The sequence below is a fragment of the Burkholderia sp. 3C genome (assembly GCF_054589155.1).
The window spans coordinates 198,699-217,741 of the sequence record NZ_BAAILN010000066.1 but is presented as its reverse complement, the minus strand read 5'-3'; the positions used below and the strand labels follow the sequence as shown (position 1 = coordinate 217,741).

Here is a 19,043-nt window from a genome sequence, read left to right as displayed (position 1 = left end):
ATCAGTGCCTCAGTGTGTTTCGCACTTCAGGTTGGCCTTCGGCACGTCGATCATGATCGGATAGGTGCCCTGATCGAGATCGACGCGCGCCACCACGGTGGTGACGGCGCTGTCGCTGTCGTCGTAGACGCTGACGCGGTCGTGCCGCAGGCTGGTCAGCCCGGCGCAGCCCGAGGCGCGGCCTTCGTCGGAAATCTTGCAGGTGATCTGGTTCGTCATCAGGTAGCGGAACTGGTCGCTCTGGGGCAGCTTCAGGTATTCGCGCAGGCTGGCCGGCGTGCCGGCCACGCCGTTGGCGGTGCCGATCGCGCAGGGTTCGGCCGCGGCGCCGCTTGCGGCGGTGTCGGCCAGCGCGGCCGTGCCGAACAAGGCGCAGGCCGATACAAGGGCTGATGCAAGGGCCGATGCGATCAGATGCTTCATGGTGCGGGTCCCGGTTCTGGATCGAAGTGCGCGATTGTAATCGGATCGCGCGCGCGGCGTGGCCGGGCCGGGGCCGGCCGGCGCCGCGCGGGAGCGGCTAGCGCCCGGTAGCAGCGCGCACCGCGGGCTGCGACAGGTCCGGCGCGTCAGTCGCGGCTTGCGCGGCTTGCGCGGCTTCGCCGAGGATCCAGTCGGTGGTGGCCGCCGCTTGCGTGACGGGCAGCATGTGGCCGCCGTCCACCAGCGTCAGCGCGACGCTGTCGAGCTTCTGCTTGAGGCCTTCGCCGTGCTTGCGGTAGTTGAGGATGCCGTCGTTGCGGCCGTACAGCACGCCGACCGGCACGCCGAGCGTTGGATAGCGGCGCTCCATGTCGGGCAGATCCTCGGGCGCGGCCACCAAGTCGGACGACGCGGCGTAGAACGCGTCCGGGCGCAGCCCCATCAGCCCGCCGCCCTTGATCGGGAAGTCGCGCGGCACCGGCTCCGGCGTGAAGATCGCGTCGATCGCCTTGCGGCTTTGCAGGATCATCACCGGGATGCCCATCGTCAGCGACACGAAGCGGCGCAGCGGGGCCGGCCGAAGCGCCAGGCCCTTGAACGCGGGCGGCGGCGTGGTTTCGGTGTGCGTGAGCGGGGCGATCAGCGCGATGCGGCTGATCGCATCGGGGTGATCGAGCGCCACCGCCAGCGAGATCGCGCCGCCGAGCGAATGGCCGACCAGCAGCGGCTTGTCGAGGCCGAGCGTCTCGATGAAGCGCGCGACGGTGCGCGCCTGCGCATACACGTTGGCCTGCGAGGCCGGCCCGCGCGTCGAGCGGCCCGAGCCGGCGCGATCGACGAGGATCACGCGGTTCGACTGGGCCATGCGCGGCAGGTCGAGGTAGGCGAAGTTGCGCAACTGGCCGCACAGGCCGTGCACCAGCACGATCGGCGGGCCGCTGCCGTAATCGACGTAATGCAGGCGGTCGCCGTCGATATCGATGAATTGGCCTTCGGGCGGGAAGCGGCGCCGCACCTGGCTCGCGGTGAACAGCGTGAACACGCAGAGCACCGCGAACACGGCGACGACGATGGCAATCAGTTCGGCAATCACGGCAATCCCCTTTTCTTATCGGACGGATTCGGAAGCGGCGTGGCCGGTGGCCGGCTCGGCCGGCCGGCGCGAGAAATGCATCGCGCTGTCGGTCAGCGAACCGAAGCGCAGCAGCGCGAGGTCGCGGGCGTAATTCTGATGCGATTTCCACGGGTTGCGCGCGCCTTGGCGCGGCAGCAGCGCGGCGGCCCGCTGAATATAGCCGGAACTGAGGTCGACCGCCGGGCCGAGCGACATCGCGGCGGCGTCGAGCGTCGGCGTGCAACTGTCGTAGCCCTTCTCGCGCATGTGGTTGAGCAGCCGGCACACGTACTGCGCGATCAGCTCGGCTTTCAGCGTCCACGATGCATTGGTGTAGCCGAACGAGGTTGCGAGGTTCGGCACGCCGCTGGCCATCATGCCCTTGTACGAGACGGCCTCGCCGAACTCCACCGGACGGCCGTCCACGCTCACGGTCGCGCCGCCGAGCATGCGCACCTTGAGGCCGGTGGCCGTGACGATCACGTCGGCGTCGAGCGTCTCGCCGCTTTTCAGTCGCAGGCCGTTCGGCGTGAAGCGGTCGATCTCGTCGGTGACGATCGACGCGCTGCCGCCGCGCAGCGCCTTGAACAGATCGCCGTTGGGCACCAGGCAGAGGCGCTGGTCCCACGGGTTGTAGCGCGGCGTCAGATGCTTGCCGATATCGAAGCCGGGGTTCAACTGGCGCTGGGCCGCGCGCAGGATGAAGCGCTTGGCGGCGTCCGGGCGCTTGCGCGCCACGCGATACACGTACATCGCGAGCATCACGTTCTTGGCGCGCACCAGCCGGTGCGCGAGGCCGGCCGGCAGCCAGCGGCGCAGGCGCATCGCGAGCTTGTCGCGCGCCGGCATCGACACGATGTAGGTCGGCGAGCGCTGCAGCATCGTCACGTGCGCGGCCTGCTGCGCCATCGACGGCACCAGCGTCACGGCGGTCGCGCCGCTGCCGATCACCACCACGCGCTTGCCGGCGTAATCGAGATCCTGCGGCCAGTGCTGCGGATGGACGATGCGGCCGCGATAGCTGTCCATCTCGGGCCAGCTCGGCGCGTGGCCGTTCTCGTAGTCGTAATAGCCGCTGCACATGTAGAGGAAGCGGCAGGTGAAGCGCAGCGTTTCGGTGTGGTCGCCGTCGGTGCGTGTCACGTCCACCAGCCAGCGCGCCGCCGCCGAGTCCCAGTTCGCACTCGTCACGCGGTGGCGGTAGCGGATCGAGCGGTCGATGCCCGATTCGCGCGCCGTGTCGCGGATGTAGTCGAGGATGGTCGCGCCGTCGGAGATGGCGTTGTCGCTGTGCCACGGGCGGAAGCTGTAGCCGAGCGTGAACATGTCGGAATCCGAGCGCACGCCGGGGTAGCGGAACAGGTCCCAGGTGCCGCCGATGGCGTCGCGGCTTTCGAGGATCGCGTAGCTGGCCCACGGGCAGCGCTCGCGCAGGTGCCACGCCGCGCCCACGCCGGACAGCCCGGCGCCGATGATCAGCACATCGAAATCGGTGCGCTGCGACGCCGGTGCCTCGCCGCCGCTCGCGGTGCGCGACGCGGGGGGCGCGTTCTCGTGGGCCGTCGCGGACGGCTGCCAGCCGGTGGTGGTGTTCATGCGGCATCCCTGGTGGTGTTGGACGAGGCGGCGCCGGTGCGGCCCGCGCCGTGGCGCTGCAGATTGCGATCCCGCGATTTACGCACGAAACGCAGTACGAAGCCCTGATAGGCCGAGCCGAACAGCCGTGACAGGCGGTCGAGGCGGCGCGCGTCGGCACCCACCAGCACGCGCCGCGCGTTGCGCTCCACGCCGGCCAGGATCTGCTGCGCGGCCGCGTCGGCCGTGGTGGCGGTAATCAGCTTGTTGGAGGCGCGGCGGTGCGTGTCGGGGTCCTGCCCGGTCAGCGCGTGGATGCGTTCATCGACGCGCGACGCGTTGACGATATTGGTGGCCACGCCGCCCGGATGCACGCAGGTCGCGCTGACCGGCGCGCGCTCCAGCTCCAGTTCCATGCGCAGCGCCTCGGTGAAACCGCGCACCGCGAACTTGCTGGCGTTGTAGGTGCTTTGCGTCGGCATCGCGATCAGCCCGAACAGGCTGGAAGTGTTGATCACGTGGCCGTCGCCCGATTCGTGCAGGTACGGCAGGAAGGCCTGGGTGCCGTGCACCACGCCCCAGAAGTTGATGCCCATGATCCATTCGAAATCCTGGATCGAGACGCTTTCGGCCGGCGCGGCCAGCGATACCCCGGCGTTGTTGAATACCAGGTTGACGCGGCCATGCGCGTCGCGCGCCGCCTTGGCCCAGGCGAACACGGCCTCGCGCGAGGCCACGTCGAGCCGTTGCGAGGTCACGCGCACGCCGTGCGCATGGCAAAGCGCCACCGTCTGTGCAAGGCCGATTTCATTGATGTCGCTCAGGGCGAGATGGCAGCCGCGTCGGGCAAGCTCCACGGCGAGGCTGCGCCCCATGCCCGAGCCGGCCCCGGTGATCGCGGCAACCTTGTTCGAAAAATCCTTCATCGCTTGCCTCCCGGGGCTTGCCGCCCTGCCGAATCGCGGCTTAAATGTGGTGTTGAGCGTCACCAATTTAATGATGACAGTGAATGATGTCAAATAACGGAATGGAGAAACCCCTCGAAACCGGCCGGAAGGGCCGCCCGTATGGCGGCGTGGCGCCCGAGGCGCGAGCCGCCGAGCGGCGCGACGCGCTGATCGGGGCCGGCACGCGCCTGTTCGGCACGCTCGGCTTTCGCAAGACCACGGTGCGCGCGATCTGCCAGGAGGCGAAGCTCAACGACCGCTACTTCTACGCGGCCTTCGACGGCACCGACGCCTTGTTGCAGGCCACCTATCAGCATCACGCGGTGCGCTTGCGCGAGGCGGTGGCGGCGGCGCTCGACGCGGCCGGTGACGGGCTGGAGGCGCGCGTCGACGCCGGCTTGCGCGCGTTCTTCGCGTTCCTGCGCGACACCTGCGCGGCGCGCGTGCTGTTGCTCGAAGTGATGGGCGTCAGCGCCGAAACCGACATCACGTACCAGCGCAACCTGCTCGAATTCGGCCGGCAGATCGTCGCGGTCGCGCGCGTGACCGATCCCGACGACCCCGAGCAGCGCGCCGATGCACGGCTGACCGGCCTCGCGCTGGTGGGCGCGATGACCAACGCCGGTGCGTCGTGGCTGCTGACCGGCTATCGCGATCCCGAGGAGCGGATGGTGCGCAACTGCCGCCGCGTGCTGCTCGGCACGCTGGCGATGTTCGATGCGGATCGCGGAGCGGAGGGGGGAACGCAGGGCGGCCAGGTTGGCGGCCCGATTGATGGCGCGGATGGCGGCGCGGGCAAGGAGGCGGAACCGGCCGGCAACTGAGGCGCGCCGTTTCACCCGCCGAGCCGTGTCTTCAGCACCTCGATCACCGCGCGCACCTTCGCCGACGGATGATGCGTGGACGGGTAGATCGTATGAATATCGGCCTTCGGCAGCGACCAGTCGGGCAGCAGCCGCACCAGCGCGCCGGTCGCCACGTCGTGTTCCACCGCGAAGCTGGTGGCGGTGCCGAAGCCGCAGCCGGCCAGCAGCGCGGCGCGCACGGCCGGCGTCGAGTTCGAGGCGAAGCGCCGCCGGCAGCGCAGCCGCATGCGCGTGCCGTCGTCGTGCTGCAGCGGCAGTTCGAGCCGCTGCATCGAGGATAGCGTCGCATATGGCCAGTCGAGCAGCGCGGCCGGTTCCCGGGGCAGCCCGAAGCGGGCGATCGCGGCGGGGCTCGCCACCATCCAGCGCTCGAAGCCACCGATCCGCACCGCGCGATGATTCGAATCGGACAGCTTGCCTAGCCGCACGGCCAGGTCGATGCGCTCCGCCACCAGATCGACGAGCCGGTCTTCACAAATCAATTCGATATCGAGCTCGGGATGCGTGTGGTTCAGCGCGACCAGCGCCGGCGCCACCACCAGCGCGCCGTAATCGATCGGCGCGCTGACGCGCAGGCCGCCGCGCAGCGGCCCGGCGTCGCCCGCGATCGCGCTGAACGCGGCTTCGGCCGTGCCGAGGATCTCGCGCGTCGCCTCGTAGAGCGTGCGCCCGGCCTCGGTCACGCTGAGCCGCCGCGTGGTGCGCACCAGCAGGTTCGCCCCGGTTTCGGCCTCCAGCCGCTGCATGTGCGTGCTGACCATCGTCTTGGCGATGCCGAGCCGCGTGGCGGCGGCCGTCAACGAGCCGGTTTCGACCACGGCCGCGAACACCGCCAGCCGGTTCAGATTCACGTTGCGGATGTCGATCACGGTGATTGTCCAGTCTTGATGGATTGTATTTCGCTGATTATCCATCTTTCATGAACGACGCAGCCGGCTTAGTCTGTCGCTACACGTCGCAGGGGAGGTTCAGCCCACCGCTACCCACGAACCGAATCGTCTATCCCATGGAGTTGTCATGTCGTCCGCCGCTCGCCCCGCCGCCCCGATCCGCTTGTACCGCGCACCGCTTTCGGGCCACGCCCATCGCGCCCAGTTGATGCTGTCGCTGCTCGACCTGCCGCACGAGCTGATCGACGTCAATCTGGCCGAGGGCGAACAGCATTCGGCCGCGTTTCTCGCGCTGAACCCGTTCGCGCAGGTGCCGGTGATCGTCGATGGCGATGTCGTGCTGGCCGATTCCACCGCGATCCTCGTCTATCTGGCCAAGCGCTACGGCGACGCGTCGTGGCTGCCGGACGACCCGGCCGGCGCGGCCGCCGTGCAGCACTGGCTCGCGCTCGCGTCGGGGCCGATCATGTACGGCCCGTGCGCCGCGCGGCTGGCGACACTGTTCAACGCGCCGTTCGATCACGCCAAAGCCGTCGGGACCGCCGAGAAGCTGCTGGTCACGCTCGACAAGGAACTGGCCGGCCGGCGCTTCGCGCTCGGCGAGACGCGCACCATCGCGGACGTGGCCGGCTATTCGTATATCGCCCACGCACCGGAAGGCGGCGTGTCGCTCGCGCCGTATCCGAACGTGCGCGCCTGGCTCGAACGCGTCGAGGCGCTGCCGGGTTTCGTCGGCATGCGCAAGTCGCCGGCGCTGGCCTGAGCCGCGCGTCGGGTTCATTGACCGGGAGCCAGTGCGATGAGCGATGCCACCAGCACGATCGAACGTACGCCGGCTGAAACCGCCGACGCGCGACGCGAGGCCGCCGGTTCACCGGACGGCTCGCCGTTTCATGCCGGCGAGCTGGCCGTGCAGCGGCAGGCCGGGGTGGACGAGTTCGCCGATGCGGCGGGACGGGTCGGCATTCGTGCGTTCATGCCCGATCAACACCGGACCTTCTACGCGCAATTGCCGTGGTTCGTGGTGGGCGGCGTCGATCGCGATGGTCAGCCTTGGGCCACCTTGCGCGCGGGCGAGCCGGGTTTCGTCGATTCGCCCGATGCGCGGACGCTGCGCCTGCAGGGCGGCGCGTTGCGCGACGACCCGCTGGCCGACGCGTGGCAGCCGGGCGCGCCGTTCGGCGGGCTCGGCATCGAGCTGCCGACGCGGCGGCGCAATCGCGTCAACGGCACGGTCGCCTCGCTCGACGGCACGGCCATGTCGATTGCCGTCACGCAAAGTTTCGGCAATTGCCCGAAGTACATCCAGCGCCGCACACCCGAACCGGTCGAACTGCCGCATCGCGCGCCGCCGCTGCGCCGTGCCGAGGTGCTCGGCGAGGCCGAGCGCGAGCTGATCGCGCGGGCCGATACGTTCTTCGTGGCCAGCGCCAATCTCGACGCCGATGCGCGGGTGGCGCGCGGCGTCGATGTCTCGCATCGCGGCGGGCCGCCGGGCTTCGTTCGCGTCGACGACGAACGCACGCTGACCGTGCCCGATTACGCGGGCAACCGATTCTTCAACACGCTCGGCAATTTCGTGTCGAATCCGCGCGCCGGGTTGCTGTTCGTCGATTTCGCGCGCGGCGACTTGCTCTATGTGGCGGCGGAGGCGGAGATCGTCTGGGATGGGCCGGATCTGGCCGCGTTCGAGGGCGCGCAGCGGCTCGTGCGCTACCGGTTGCGCGAGGTGCGGCGCAGCGAGGCGGCGTTGCCGTTCCGGTGGTCGGAGGCAGAGTTGGCGCCGCAGTTCGCTAGCGCTGCGGTGGCGCGGGTTGCCGCGCCGGCCAAGTCGGAAGCGGGTGCGGTCGATGTGTCGACGCGGGCGGCCGCCGCGGCCCAGGCAACCCAGGCAACCGCCTGGTTCACCCTGCGCGTCGTCGCGACGCGCGACGAGGCCCCCGGCATCCGCTCGTTCCATTTCGAACGCGCCGACGGCGCGCCGCTGCCGCGCCACGACGGCGGCCAGCACCTGACGCTGCGCATCCCGATGCCGGGCGAGGCTGCGCCGCTGGTGCGCAGCTACACGCTGTCCGACGCGGCAGGCGGCCCGACCTGGCGCATCAGCGTGAAACGCGATGGCGCCGGCTCGTCGCGGCTTCACGAGATGTTGCAGATGGGCAGCCGGATCGAGGCGCGCGGGCCGGGCGGCACTTTCCGGCTCGATCGCGCCGGCGCGCGGCCGGTTGTGATGCTGTCGGCCGGGATCGGCATCACGCCGATGCTCGCGATGCTGCGCGAACGCGCGGCGGCGTCGCAAGGGCCCGTTGCGCCGCGCGTGGTGTTCTTTCACGGCGCGCGCCATGCGGCGGACCGGCCGTTTGTCGACGAACTGGCCGATTGTGCGCGCCGCGATCCGACCTTGACCGTGCATCTGTTCGACAGTCAGCCCGCGCCGGCCGGTGGCGATGGCCATCATGCCGGCCGCCTCGGCATTGATGCGCTGCGCCGCTTGCTGCCGTTCGATACCTACGATTTCCATATTTGCGGCCCGTCGGCGTTCATGACCGAGATGGTCGAAGGCCTGCGCGCGCTCGAAGTGCCCGAGGCGCGAATTCATTACGAGGCGTTCGGGCCGTCGAGCGTGCCGCGGCGCGCCCGCACGCCGGATGCTGCGGTCGCGGCTGACGTGCCGGCAGCCGAAGCGGCATCGGCCTCGTCGGCTGTCGTCGAATTCCGCCGCAGCGGTGTGACGGCGGACTGGTCGCCGTCGGACGGTTCCCTGCTCGAACTGGCCGAGGCGCGCGGCATCGACGCGTTGTCGAGTTGCCGGGTCGGCGCATGCGGTACCTGCACGGTGCGCGTGCTCGAAGGCGGCGTGTGCTACCCGCAGCCACCCGACGCCGACGTCGGGCCGGGCGAAGCGCTCGCCTGCGTGGCCCGGCCGGCCTGCGCGGCCGGCGATGCGCCGGTGCGCGTGGTGCTCGACCTCTAGCGTGCCGTTGCCGGACGACGTGCGTTCGTGTATCGCAGCCGTTACGATGCGGGGCACGGCAAGCCCCGCCGTGCCCGACACGAGAGGCAATCAAGATGGACCCCCAAACCTTGATCGACGCGGCCACGCAGGCGCGCGAGCACGCCTACGCGCCTTACTCGCGGTTCCGCGTCGGCGCGGCGCTGGCCACGCACGACGGCCGGATCTTTCATGGCTGCAATGTGGAGAACGCCGCGTATGGGCTGTGCAATTGTGCCGAACGCACGGCGTTGTTCGCGGCGATCGCGGCCGGTTGCCGGCCCGGCGATTTCACGGCGCTGGCGGTAGTGGGGGAGACGGAAGGGCCGATCGCGCCGTGCGGCGCCTGTCGGCAGGTGATGATGGAGCTGGGTGGGCCGGCGTTGCCGGTGGTGCTGGCGAACTTGCGCGGCGATGTGCGGCAGACGACGGCGCAAGCGCTGTTGCCCCGGGGCGTTCTCGCTCTGAGAGGCGCCGCGCAACGCACCGAGGCGGACGTCAGACCTGCACCAGCCCTTGCGCGTCGTGAATCGTGATTTGCCGGCCGCGCGAATCGATCAGGCCGTTGCGCTGAAACTTCGACAACATGCGGCTGACCGTTTCGAGCGTCATGCCGAGATAGCAGCCGATTTCCTCACGTGTCATGCGCAGATTGAATTCGGCCGCCGAATAGCCGCGTGCCTTGAAGCGTGCCGACAGATTGAGCAGGAACGACGCCACACGCTGTTCGGCCGTCATCGTGCCGAGCAGCATCATGACGCGCGATTCGCGGACGATCTCGCCGCTCATCATCTGATACACATGCTGCTGAAGCAGCCGCATTTCGCGGCAGGCGGCTTCCAGCTGGGCAAATGGAATCACGCAGACGGTGCTGTCTTCGAGCGCGATCGCGTTGCAGTGATGCTCGCTTTCGCTGACGCCGTCGAGGCCGAGCGTATCGCCGGTGATCTGGAAGCCGGTGACCTGCTCGCGGCCATCGCGATGCACGACGAGGGTTTTGAACGAACCGGTGCGCACCGCATAGAGGCTCGTGAACGGATCGTGTGCGCGGAACAGCGCATCGCCGCGCTTGACGTGGCGCGTGGTGCAGATCATGGCGTCGAGCCGCCGGTATTCGGCATTCGTGAACGTCGCAGGCATGCAGACGTTGCGGGTCGCGCAACTCGAGCACCGTGCGCCCGGCTGCTTCGGCGCATCGAACTGGACGGACGCCGTGGGCGGCTCATGAGCGTTCGTAGCGGGCATCGTATCAGTCAGCATAGTTGGCTCGGCGAAGAGGTTGGCGGCGGCGCGCGTGGGCGAGCGTGTCGATGGTGCGACAGGCCAGCTCGAACTCGGTGGTTTTGTCGAAGAAGTAATGGGCGCCGGCTTTCTGGCTCGCGGCCCGAAAGGCGGGGCCGGACAGATTGGTGAGGATGACCGTGACGACGTGCGGCGCGAAACGCGCGAGCGTGCCGAGCAGTTCGAGCCCGCTGCCGGACGGCAGGCGCAGCTCGATGACGGCGACGTGAGCATGGCTCGAGACGATCCCGGCAAACGCCACCGCGTGATCTTCCGATTCGCCGACGACGGCGACGCCGGCCAACGGTTCGAGCAGGGCGGCGATCCGCTTGCGGATCGCAACGGCCGGCTCGACGACATATACGCGGAGGAGATTGGAATCCATCTGACGAGTATGCCGAGCCGGGGGAGCCGGTGAAATCGGCGTCAGACGAAAGTGGGGTAGGTGATTCGCTTAAAGATGTAGGCAGATTCCTACAGTCTTACAAAATCATAACGATGCGGCGACGCGCCCGGCCGAGGCTCATTTTGCGTCGTTATAGACGGTCGCCCTCGACACGCCCAGGTGCTGCGCGATGATCTCCATCGCGCGCCGCACTTCCAGGTAGCCGTCTTCCTTCAGCACCTGCATCAGCGCGCGACGCTGCTCGGTCTTCAGCGAGCGCGGCGTGGTGGCGAGCGTCATCGCGAAACGGTCGATCCGCTCGCGGATCGCGTCGGCATTGGCCGGGTCGAGCGTTTCGCCAACCGGGTCGGCGCCGGTCTGGCAGAACTGGTTCAGCACGCCCTGGATGCCGCGGAACAGCGTGACGTCGACGTTCAGGCACAGCGCGGCGACGTAATGGCCTTGGGTGTCCTTGATGCCGATCGAGGTGCTCTTGGCCGTGCGGCCGTCGGCGAACCGGTTCGCGTAGTTCGCCAGCACCGACGGGTAATCGTCGTTGGCGATGCGCGCGAGGCCCAGCTCGGTGGTCGGATCGCCGACCGCGCGTCCCGACAGATTGTTGTGGATCGCGACGATCGAATTCTCGGGCGTGCGCAGGTCATGGACGACCACTTCGGTGAACGGCGCGAACATCTCGCCAAGCCCCTGCGCGATCGTGTTGATCTGCTCGATCAGCGACGCCTGTTCGGACGGGGAGGACTTCTGGGTCATATTGGACGTTTTATCCGGGATTTGACGAGTATTGTAACCACGCGGGGCGCGGCGGCAAGGCAGGGCGGCAAGCATCCCGATTCGGGTAGAATCCGAGCCGCGCGCGAGCCGCGCCGGCGCCTGCCGGCGGCCCGGCCGCCCCATCCGGGCGGCTGCGGCCGGCCAAGCGGGGCGCCGCCCGCCTGCCCCTTGCCAGTTCGATATGTCATTACCCGCACCGCACTCCACGTCTCCCTCCGCGTCCACCCCCCAGCTCAAGCGCAGCCTCAAGGCGCGCCACCTCACGATGATCGCGATCGGCGGCTCGATCGGCACCGGCCTGTTCGTCGCGTCCGGTGCGTCGATCTCGCAGGCCGGCCCCGGCGGCGCGATGCTCGCCTATCTGCTGATCGGCGTGATGGTTTACTGCCTGATGATGAGCCTCGGCGAGATGGCCGCCTTCATGCCGGTGTCGGGTTCGTTCGCCACCTATGGTGCCAAATACGTGGACGAGGGCTTCGGTTTCGCGCTCGGCTGGAACTATTGGTACAACTGGGCGGTGACCATCGCGGTGGAACTGGTGGCCGCGCAGCTCGTCATGCATTACTGGTTCCCGCAGGTGCCCGGCATCTGGTGGAGCGCGCTGTTCCTCGGCCTGATGTTCCTGCTCAACGTGATGACCGTGCGCGGCTTCGGCGAGGCCGAATACTGGTTCGCGCTGATCAAGGTGGTCACGGTGCTGGCGTTCATCGCCACCGGCCTGCTGATGATCTTCGGCATCCTGACGGGCGGCCCGTCGCCGGCCTGGGCCAACTTCGCGATCGGCGACGCGCCGTTCGCGGGCGGCTTGCCGGCGATGATGGGGGTGGCGATGATCGCCGGCTTCTCGTTTCAGGGCACCGAGCTGATCGGCATCGCGGCCGGCGAATCGGAGAACCCGCGCACCACCATTCCGCGCGCGGTGCGTCAGGTGTTCTGGCGCATCCTGCTGTTCTACGTGTTCGCGATCTTCGTGATCGGCATGCTGGTGCCGTACACCGACCCGAGCCTGCTCAAGAGCGACGTGACCGACGTGGGCGTGAGCCCGTTCACGCTGGTGTTCCGTCACGCGGGCCTGGTGTTCGCGGCCGGCGTGATGAACGCGGTGATCCTGACCGCCGTGCTGTCGGCCGGCAACTCGGGCATGTATGCGTCGACGCGGATGCTCTACAACCTCGCCACCGAGGGCCGCGCGCCGCGTGTGTTCGCGAAGCTGTCGAAGGGCGGCGTGCCGCGCAACGCGCTGTATGCCACCACGGCGGTGGGCGCGCTGTGTTTTCTCTCCTCGCTGTTCGGCGACAAGACCGTGTACCTGTGGCTGCTCAACACCTCGGGCATGACGGGTTTCATCGCGTGGCTCGGCATCGCCGTCAGCCACTATCGCTTCCGCAAGGGCTTCGAGAAGCAGGGCTTCGCGCCCGGGCAGTTGCCGTATCGTTCGAAGCTGTTCCCCTACGGGCCGATCTTCGCGTTTGTGCTGTGCATCGTGATCGCGCTCGGCCAGGACTATCAGGCCTTCCTGTCGAGCCGGATCGACTGGGTCGGCGTGATCGCCACCTATGTCGGCATTCCGCTGTTCCTGGCGATCTGGCTCGGCTACCGGCTGCTGCGCAAGAGCCGCCTGGTGCGCTACGAGGACATGGAGATCGCGCCCTGGCTCGATGGCGGCGCGCGTCGCGAAGCGCTGCGCAACGATCCGGCCGAAAATATCTGAATCCGATGCAGAAGCAATGCGCGTTCCCGGCTGGGTCGCGGCCTTGCAGCATGCGGCCAAGCCGTGGTTTTGGCGATTTTTTCGCGTGTTGCCGCTTCGCATCGCGAAATTTTTCCCCCGTCGTTTGCCGCTGTTTTCGCGCGTAACGCACTGCGGCGTGCCTGCTGCGAGGCCCGCCCCTCCCGAGCACCAGGGACAATCCCGAATGCCTTGCCACTGAAGGCATTTCAGGCAATTTGGTTGGCTATCCTCATTATTCATTTCGGCGCGATCGAGCACCGCAAGCCCGTTGCGCACGCCGCTTCGCGACGGTGCCGATCCTACGGGATCGGACCCCGAAGGGTAGACGCTCTCTCGAAATTGCCCTTATACTGCGTTCCAGGTATTCGACTTTCACAGCGCGTTGCACACCGATAAGTGCACGATCGCAGCAAGTGTGAAAGTCGGTTCATCCTTCCCATCGATCGGAGCGTCCTGCTCCTGCGGTGCCGGCACGTTCGTGCGGCCGCATCCCTGCCATCGCAAGATGGTGCCTTTGGCCTGGGCAGCGCACGCGCGCTATCCGTGCTGAACATGACAATCTAACGAACGCGGTTGCGTTCACGCAGGATGCCTAACGGTTTGCGCCGTCCGGCTCCGATGCCGTTTTTGTCGGTTCGATCCCGGCATGACCGGGATCCGTACCTTCCATTCGCGACGCCTTTTGGCGTGCTCGCGGCGCGCGGCCATTCGCGTGCGCCGTTTCGAAAAGGAGGCGTATCTCATGACTCGACGCACTGTCCGTTTGGCGGGCAGCCTGTTAATCGCCGTCGCCTTGATCGGCTGGATCGCCAACGCGATCGGCATCGATACCTGGCGGCAGCACTCGGGCGATCTCGTGTACTACACGGGCCGGCATTTGATGCTCGTGGGCTACTCGATGGCGCTCGCGATTCTCGTCGGCATTCCTGCCGGCGTGACGTTGAGCCGCCCGGCGCTGGCGCGCCAGGCCGAACGCTTCATGCAGGTGTTCAACATCGGCAATACCGTGCCGTCGCTGGCGGTGCTGGCGATCGCGCTCGGCATCTTCGGCATCGGCGACGTGCCCGCGATCATCGCGCTGTTCTTCGCGTCGCTGCTGCCGATCACGCGCAACGCCTACGAAGGCATGCGCAACGTGCCGGCCTCGTTGCGCGAGGCGGCGCGCGGCCTCGGCATGACGCCGTGGCAATCGCTGATGCGCGTCGAGCTGCCGAATGCGCTGCCGATCATCGTCGGCGGCGTGCGCACGGCGCTCGCGATCAACGTCGGCACCGCGCCGCTCGCCTACCTGATCGGCGCCGACAGCCTCGGCACGCTGATCTTCCCGGGCATCTATCTCGACAACCAGCAGATGCTGCTGCTCGGGGCGGCGTCCACCGCCGTGCTCGCGCTGCTGCTCGATGGCATCGTCGCGGCCGGCAGCCGGCATGTGATCGCGCGTAACGGAGGTGCGGCATGAGCTTTCTGATACGCATTCGCACGCTGTTGCGCAGTCTCGCGCTTGCTACGCAGTCCGCATCGATTCTCCCGGCGCGACGCGCGGGCACCGCCGCGCGTTTCGCCTCGGCTCGCAAGTTCGTGGCGATCGCCATGCTGGCGCCGCTCGGCACGCTGGTCGGCACACCGGCCCATGCGCAGACGCTGAACGTCGGCGGCAAGAACTTCACCGAGCAATACGTGCTGGCCGAGATCACCACGCAGTATCTGCGCTCGCGTGGCTACACGATCGAGACGCGTACCGGCCTCGGCTCGGTGCTGCTGCGCAGCGCGCTCGAGAACGGCCAGATCGACGTGATGTGGGATTACACGGGCACGGCCGCCGCGGTCTACGACAAGATCAAGGAGAAGCTCTCGCCCGATGAAACCTATCGACGCGTCAAGGCGCTGGATGCGCCGCGCGGCCTGGTGTGGCTCAACGCGTCGCCGTTGAACAATACCTACGCGCTGGCGCTGTCGGCCGAGACCGCGAAAAAGACCGGTATCCGAACCATCTCGCAACTCGCCGCGAAGCTGGCCGGCGACCCGAAGGGCACGCGCCACACGTTCGGAATGGATGCCGAGTTCGCCAACCGCCCCGACGGCCTGGTGCCGCTGGAAGCCGCCTACCACCTGCATTTCAGCCGCTCCGAAACCAAGCAGATGGATTCGGGCCTCGTGTACACGGCGCTCCACAACAACCAGTTGACGATCGGCCTCGTCTACACCACCGACGGCCGCGTGAAGGGCTTCGGCATCGTGCCGCTGGAAGACGATCTGCATTTCTTCCCGCCGTACAACGCCACCCCGGTGGTGCGCGAGTCCGTGCTCCAGCGCAATCCGAAGCTGGCCGCGCAGTTGAACGCGCTGTCGGCGGCACTCGACAGCGACGTGATGCTGGAAATGAACAAGCGTGTCGATATCGATGGGGTGTCGGTGCAACAGGTCGCGACCGACTTCCTGCACACGCATCCCTTACCGTGATCCGGAGGCGACCATGACGCTTCAAGCTTATCTGGCTGCCAACTGGCCGGAGCTGATTCAACTGACCTTGCAGCATATTTACCTGGTGGGCATCGCGGTGGGCTGCGCGATCCTGGCCGGCGTGCCGCTCGGCATCGTGATCAACCGCCACGAATGGCTGGCCGCGCCGCTGCTGGGCGTGGCCACCGTGATCCTGACGCTGCCGTCGATCGCGCTGTTCGGGCTGATGATTCCGGTGTTCTCGCGCTTCGGCCAGGGCATCGGCGCGGTGCCGGCGATCACCGCCGTGTTTCTTTATTCGCTGCTGCCGATCATGCGCAATACCTACCTTGCGCTGAAGAACGTCGACGCGGGCATCAAGGAGGCCGGCATCGGCATCGGGATGACCTCGTGGCAGCGGCTGCGGCTGGTGGATTTGCCGCTGGCCGTGCCGGTGATTCTCGGCGGCGTGCGAACCGCCGTGGTGATGAACATCGGCGTGATGACGATTGCCGCCGTGATCGGCGCGGGCGGCCTGGGAACCTTGATCGTCCGGGCGATCGGACAGAGCAGCATGATGAAGCTGCTGGTGGGCGCGGTGCTGGTCAGCGTGCTCGCGATCGTCGCGGACTTGCTGCTGCAATGGCTGCAGCGCGCATTGACACCGAAGGGAGTGCAGAAAACATGATCGAACTCGACCAACTGACGAAGACCTTCTCGCAGAAGGGCGGCCAGCCGGTGCGTGCCGTCGATTCCGTGAGCCTGACCGTGCCGGAAGGCGAAATCTGCGTGTTCCTCGGGCCGTCCGGTTGCGGCAAGACCACCACGCTGAAGATGATCAACCGCCTGATCGCGCCCACCTCGGGCCGCGTGCTGATCAACGGCGAGGACACCACCGGGCTCAACGAAGTGGATCTGCGCCGCCAGATCGGCTACGTGATCCAGCAGATCGGGCTGTTCCCGAACATGACGATCGAGGAGAACATCACGGTCGTGCCGCGCCTGCTCGGCTGGGACAAGAAGCGCTGCCGCGAGCGCGCGACCGAATTGATGTCGATGGTCGCGCTCGATCCGAAGCTTTACCTGAAGCGCTATCCGCGCGAGCTGTCGGGCGGCCAGCAACAACGGATCGGCGTGGTGCGCGCGCTGGCCGCCGATCCGCCGGTGCTGCTGATGGACGAGCCGTTCGGTGCAGTCGATCCGATCAACCGCGAATCGATCCAGAACGAGTTCTTCCAGATGCAGCGGCAATTGAAGAAGACCGTGATCATGGTCAGCCACGATATCGACGAGGCCATCAAGCTCGGCGATCGGGTGGCCGTGTTCCGGCGCGGCCAGCTCGTGCAGTACGCGCACCCGGACACGCTGCTTGCGCATCCGAAGGACGAGTTCGTGGGCCAGTTCGTCGGCGCCGACAGCACGCTCAAGCGCCTGCTGCTGGTGAAGGCCGGCGATGCGGCCACGCAGCCGCCCACCGCGCGCCCGGATACCTCGCTGGCCGACGCGTTCACGATCATGGACGAGAACGACAGCCGCTATCTGACCGTGGTCGACGATGCGCAGCGCGCGCTCGGCTTCGTGGCGCGGCGCACGGCGCGCGGCGCGGCCGGTACGTGTGGCGAGCGCCTCGTGGCATTCCCGGCGACCGTGTCGGGTGAGGAAAACCTGCGGATCGTGCTGTCGAAGATGTATCAGTTCCGGTCGTCGTGGATGCCGGTGCTCGACCCGGACGGCGCGTACGTGGGCGAGGTCACGCAGGATTCGATCGCCGATTATCTGAGCTCTGGCCGCTCGCGTCAGCAAACGGGCCAGCCGGCGACTGCGCGCGCTTGACGCTTGCCTGGCGCGGCGGCAAGCAATGAAAAACGCCCCGCTGTCGAGCGGGGCGTTTTTCATGCGGGTTGTTTATTGTGCGTGGCGGGCCAGCGCGAGGATCGCGAGCAGTTCGTCGGCGCTGAAGCGGCCGTCGAGCGTGACGCGGCCGCCGGTCCAGTTCGGCACGTCGCGCGAGGGATTCCAGTCGACCCAGCCAGGTGCCTGATTCCAGGTGCGGCGGGCGCTGTCCCGGGGCGGGCGGTCGTGAGAGCTGGGCATCGGTTTCGGGCCTTGGAAATGCGGGGGGAGGGGCACGCCGAGGGGCGCAGTGGAATACAGACAGCGTCAGATTTTCGGCAAGCGCCGGGTGCCAGGCAATTGGACGATTCCGAATCTGTGCCTGGCGTTGGCTTTTTGTTGGGGGCGGCGAGCGTCGCGCTCGAAGCATCGCGAAAGCTCCTCATCTAAAAATCGGATTTTTCGCATGGCGCGCACGCGTGCGATCCCGGACACTAACGCCTGTCACGTGACGGTTTTTTGTTGCGCTTGGCATCTCCGTGTTGTTGACATGACGACGCACTATCCCCGTAGTGCATCGTATTGGCGCCGCCTTCGGGCGGCGTTTTTTTATGCCGCCGGAGTAAGCGCGCGAGGCGGGTCAGCGCTCGCGCCGGTACGCGCTCGGCGTGATGCCGGCCCACTTGCGAAACGCCCGCGTGAAGTTGGCCGGGTCGCTGAATTGCAGGCGCTCGGCGATCGTCTTCAAATCGAGGTCGGAGGCGTGCAGCAGTTGCCGCGCGTCGCGGTAGCGCGCTTCGTCGAGCAGCTCGCGGTAGCCGGCGCCGGCTTCGTCCAACCGTCGGCGCAGCGTGCGCGTGGAAACCAGCAGCCGCCGTGCGAGCGCATCCGGGCCGGGGTAACCATCGGCATCGGCCACCAGCTCGGCACGCACGCGCTCCACCCAGTCCCCTTCGTCCTGCCGCACCGCCGCGTATTCGCGCTCGACCTGCGCAAGCGCTTGCCGGTGCGCGACCTCGTCGGCGATCGCGAGCGGCCAATCGAGCGCCTCGCGGGCGACCCACAGCGCGCAGGCGTCGCAATCGAAGCGCACCGGCGGCAGCCGGTCGCGATAGCGGGCGAACCACGGTGGTTCGGGCCACGCGAAGCGCAATTCGAGCGGCGCCGCACCGCGGCCCGTCAGCAGCGGCAGGCTCTGGGCGAGGCCGGTCAGCACGAATTCGAACATCGTGTGATGGCGCAGCACCGGGCTGGCCTGCACGCCGGACAGCGTCAGCGTCGCGCCGTCGCCCTGTTCGGCATAGGCGAGCGTGTATTGCCGGTTGCGGGTGCGGAAGTAGCGCGCGTTGACCGCGAACGCGGTGCGCAGGTCGGGCGCCGTCATCGTCGCGTAGCCGAGAAAGCCGTGCGCCGACGGGCGCAGCCGCGCGCCAAGCTCGAAGCCCAGCCCTTCGTCGCCGGTCAGCCGGATCGCGTTCAGCACGAGCCGCGCCCATTGCGACGGCGCGACGCGTGCATCGGGCTGCGCCAGCACGGCGTCGCGCAGGCCGGTGCCGGCCCGTACCGCGTCGGCTTCGAGGCCGCGCTCGGCGAATACCTGCAGCAGCAGGCGCGGGTAGGCGACCGGGATGGTCGGCCGCCGCAAGCCCAGGCTGTCCTTGGACGGAGCGCGTGTCATTGAGTCGATTTGGCCACAAATGACAAGCATTATGGCTGTTTGGCCCCTCACGCTCAAGCCGCATGCCGCCTAGGATCGAGGGCATTCCAAGCGCCC

The 19,043-nt window shown here is 67.8% G+C and carries 19 protein-coding genes; 9 read left to right on the top strand and 10 right to left on the bottom strand.

The genetic code is table 11. The annotated features are described in order from the left end of the window. Nucleotides 1-9: 9 nt before the first annotated feature. The 4 genes from ACYP33_RS11265 to ACYP33_RS11250 all read right to left on the bottom strand — a co-directional run bounded on the left by ACYP33_RS11265 (nt 10) and on the right by ACYP33_RS11250 (nt 4,038). Entirely contained in the window at nt 10-423 is a 414-nt protein-coding gene (locus tag ACYP33_RS11265; protein WP_414439953.1) for a hypothetical protein, read from the bottom strand. A gap of 97 nt (nt 424-520) precedes the next feature. Further along, nucleotides 521-1,516 (bottom strand): alpha/beta fold hydrolase, encoded by a 996-nt coding sequence (locus ACYP33_RS11260; RefSeq protein WP_459621658.1) that lies wholly within the window; start codon nt 1,514-1,516, stop codon nt 521-523. Nucleotides 1,517-1,531: 15 nt separating this feature from the next. Further along, nucleotides 1,532-3,133, bottom strand: a complete 1,602-nt coding sequence (locus ACYP33_RS11255) for a flavin-containing monooxygenase (RefSeq protein WP_459621656.1) — start codon at nt 3,131-3,133, stop codon at nt 1,532-1,534. Then, nucleotides 3,130-4,038, bottom strand: a complete 909-nt coding sequence (locus ACYP33_RS11250) for an SDR family NAD(P)-dependent oxidoreductase (protein ID WP_459621654.1) — start codon at nt 4,036-4,038, stop codon at nt 3,130-3,132. The genes ACYP33_RS11255 and ACYP33_RS11250 overlap by 4 nt, the downstream gene beginning before the upstream one ends. Before the next feature lie 101 nt (nt 4,039-4,139). Here ACYP33_RS11250 and ACYP33_RS11245 point away from each other — a divergent pair, with 101 nt between their 5' ends. Beyond that, nucleotides 4,140-4,883 (top strand): TetR/AcrR family transcriptional regulator, encoded by a 744-nt coding sequence (locus tag ACYP33_RS11245; RefSeq protein ID WP_459621652.1) that lies wholly within the window; start codon nt 4,140-4,142, stop codon nt 4,881-4,883. 11 nt (nt 4,884-4,894) lie between these two features. Here the strand turns inward: ACYP33_RS11245 and ACYP33_RS11240 are convergent, their stop codons facing one another. Then, a complete protein-coding gene (locus tag ACYP33_RS11240) occupies nt 4,895-5,794 on the bottom strand; it encodes a LysR family transcriptional regulator (RefSeq protein ID WP_459621650.1) in 900 nt (299 codons plus the stop codon). Nucleotides 5,795-5,942: 148 nt separating this feature from the next. On the opposite strand from ACYP33_RS11240, the gene ACYP33_RS11235 reads away from it, so the two are divergent. From ACYP33_RS11235 to ACYP33_RS11225, 3 genes are all read left to right on the top strand, one after another. Next, a complete protein-coding gene (locus ACYP33_RS11235) occupies nt 5,943-6,578 on the top strand; it encodes a glutathione S-transferase family protein (protein WP_414439947.1) in 636 nt (211 codons plus the stop codon). 36 nt (nt 6,579-6,614) lie between these two features. Beyond that, on the top strand, nt 6,615-8,789 hold the full coding sequence (locus ACYP33_RS11230) for a pyridoxamine 5'-phosphate oxidase family protein (protein ID WP_459621647.1): 2,175 nt from the start codon (nt 6,615-6,617) through the stop codon (nt 8,787-8,789). A 95-nt stretch (nt 8,790-8,884) separates the two neighbouring features. Then, a complete protein-coding gene (locus ACYP33_RS11225) occupies nt 8,885-9,343 on the top strand; it encodes a cytidine deaminase (RefSeq protein ID WP_459621645.1) in 459 nt (152 codons plus the stop codon). Here the strand turns inward: ACYP33_RS11225 and fnr are convergent. From fnr to ACYP33_RS11210, 3 genes are all read right to left on the bottom strand, one after another. Beyond that, complete coding sequence (gene fnr, locus ACYP33_RS11220; RefSeq protein ID WP_414449155.1) at nt 9,306-10,052, bottom strand: fumarate/nitrate reduction transcriptional regulator Fnr; 747 nt, start codon at nt 10,050-10,052, stop codon at nt 9,306-9,308. The genes ACYP33_RS11225 and fnr overlap by 38 nt on opposite strands. Nucleotides 10,053-10,056: 4 nt before the next feature. After that, nucleotides 10,057-10,473, bottom strand: coding sequence for a response regulator transcription factor (locus tag ACYP33_RS11215; protein WP_414446887.1), 417 nt, complete (start codon nt 10,471-10,473; stop codon nt 10,057-10,059). Nucleotides 10,474-10,611: 138 nt separating this feature from the next. Further along, a complete protein-coding gene (locus ACYP33_RS11210) occupies nt 10,612-11,244 on the bottom strand; it encodes a helix-turn-helix transcriptional regulator (protein ID WP_414439942.1) in 633 nt (210 codons plus the stop codon). A 202-nt stretch (nt 11,245-11,446) separates the two neighbouring features. Here ACYP33_RS11210 and ACYP33_RS11205 point away from each other — a divergent pair, with 202 nt between their 5' ends. The 5 genes from ACYP33_RS11205 (at nt 11,447) to ACYP33_RS11185 (ending at nt 17,269) form a co-directional block, all read left to right on the top strand. Next, nucleotides 11,447-12,976, top strand: coding sequence for an amino acid permease (locus ACYP33_RS11205; RefSeq protein WP_459621644.1), 1,530 nt, complete (start codon nt 11,447-11,449; stop codon nt 12,974-12,976). Nucleotides 12,977-13,739: 763 nt separating this feature from the next. Then, entirely contained in the window at nt 13,740-14,456 is a 717-nt protein-coding gene (locus ACYP33_RS11200; protein ID WP_414446889.1) for an ABC transporter permease, read from the top strand. A gap of 131 nt (nt 14,457-14,587) precedes the next feature. After that, on the top strand, nt 14,588-15,457 hold the full coding sequence (locus ACYP33_RS11195) for a glycine betaine ABC transporter substrate-binding protein (protein ID WP_459621929.1): 870 nt from the start codon (nt 14,588-14,590) through the stop codon (nt 15,455-15,457). Nucleotides 15,458-15,470: 13 nt separating this feature from the next. Continuing rightward, on the top strand, nt 15,471-16,124 hold the full coding sequence (locus ACYP33_RS11190; protein ID WP_414446890.1) for an ABC transporter permease: 654 nt from the start codon (nt 15,471-15,473) through the stop codon (nt 16,122-16,124). After that, complete coding sequence (locus ACYP33_RS11185; protein WP_459621641.1) at nt 16,121-17,269, top strand: osmoprotectant ABC transporter ATP-binding protein OsmV; 1,149 nt, start codon at nt 16,121-16,123, stop codon at nt 17,267-17,269. The genes ACYP33_RS11190 and ACYP33_RS11185 overlap by 4 nt, the downstream gene beginning before the upstream one ends. A gap of 72 nt (nt 17,270-17,341) precedes the next feature. Here ACYP33_RS11185 and ACYP33_RS11180 read toward each other — a convergent pair whose 3' ends face one another. Together ACYP33_RS11180 and ACYP33_RS11175 are read right to left on the bottom strand one after the other, a co-directional pair. Further along, nucleotides 17,342-17,530, bottom strand: a complete 189-nt coding sequence (locus ACYP33_RS11180) for a hypothetical protein (RefSeq protein WP_414446892.1) — start codon at nt 17,528-17,530, stop codon at nt 17,342-17,344. A gap of 379 nt (nt 17,531-17,909) precedes the next feature. Then, nucleotides 17,910-18,947: an AraC family transcriptional regulator gene (locus tag ACYP33_RS11175; RefSeq protein ID WP_459621638.1), complete on the bottom strand. Its 1,038-nt coding sequence runs from the start codon at nt 18,945-18,947 to the stop codon at nt 17,910-17,912. Nucleotides 18,948-19,043: the final 96 nt, after the last annotated feature.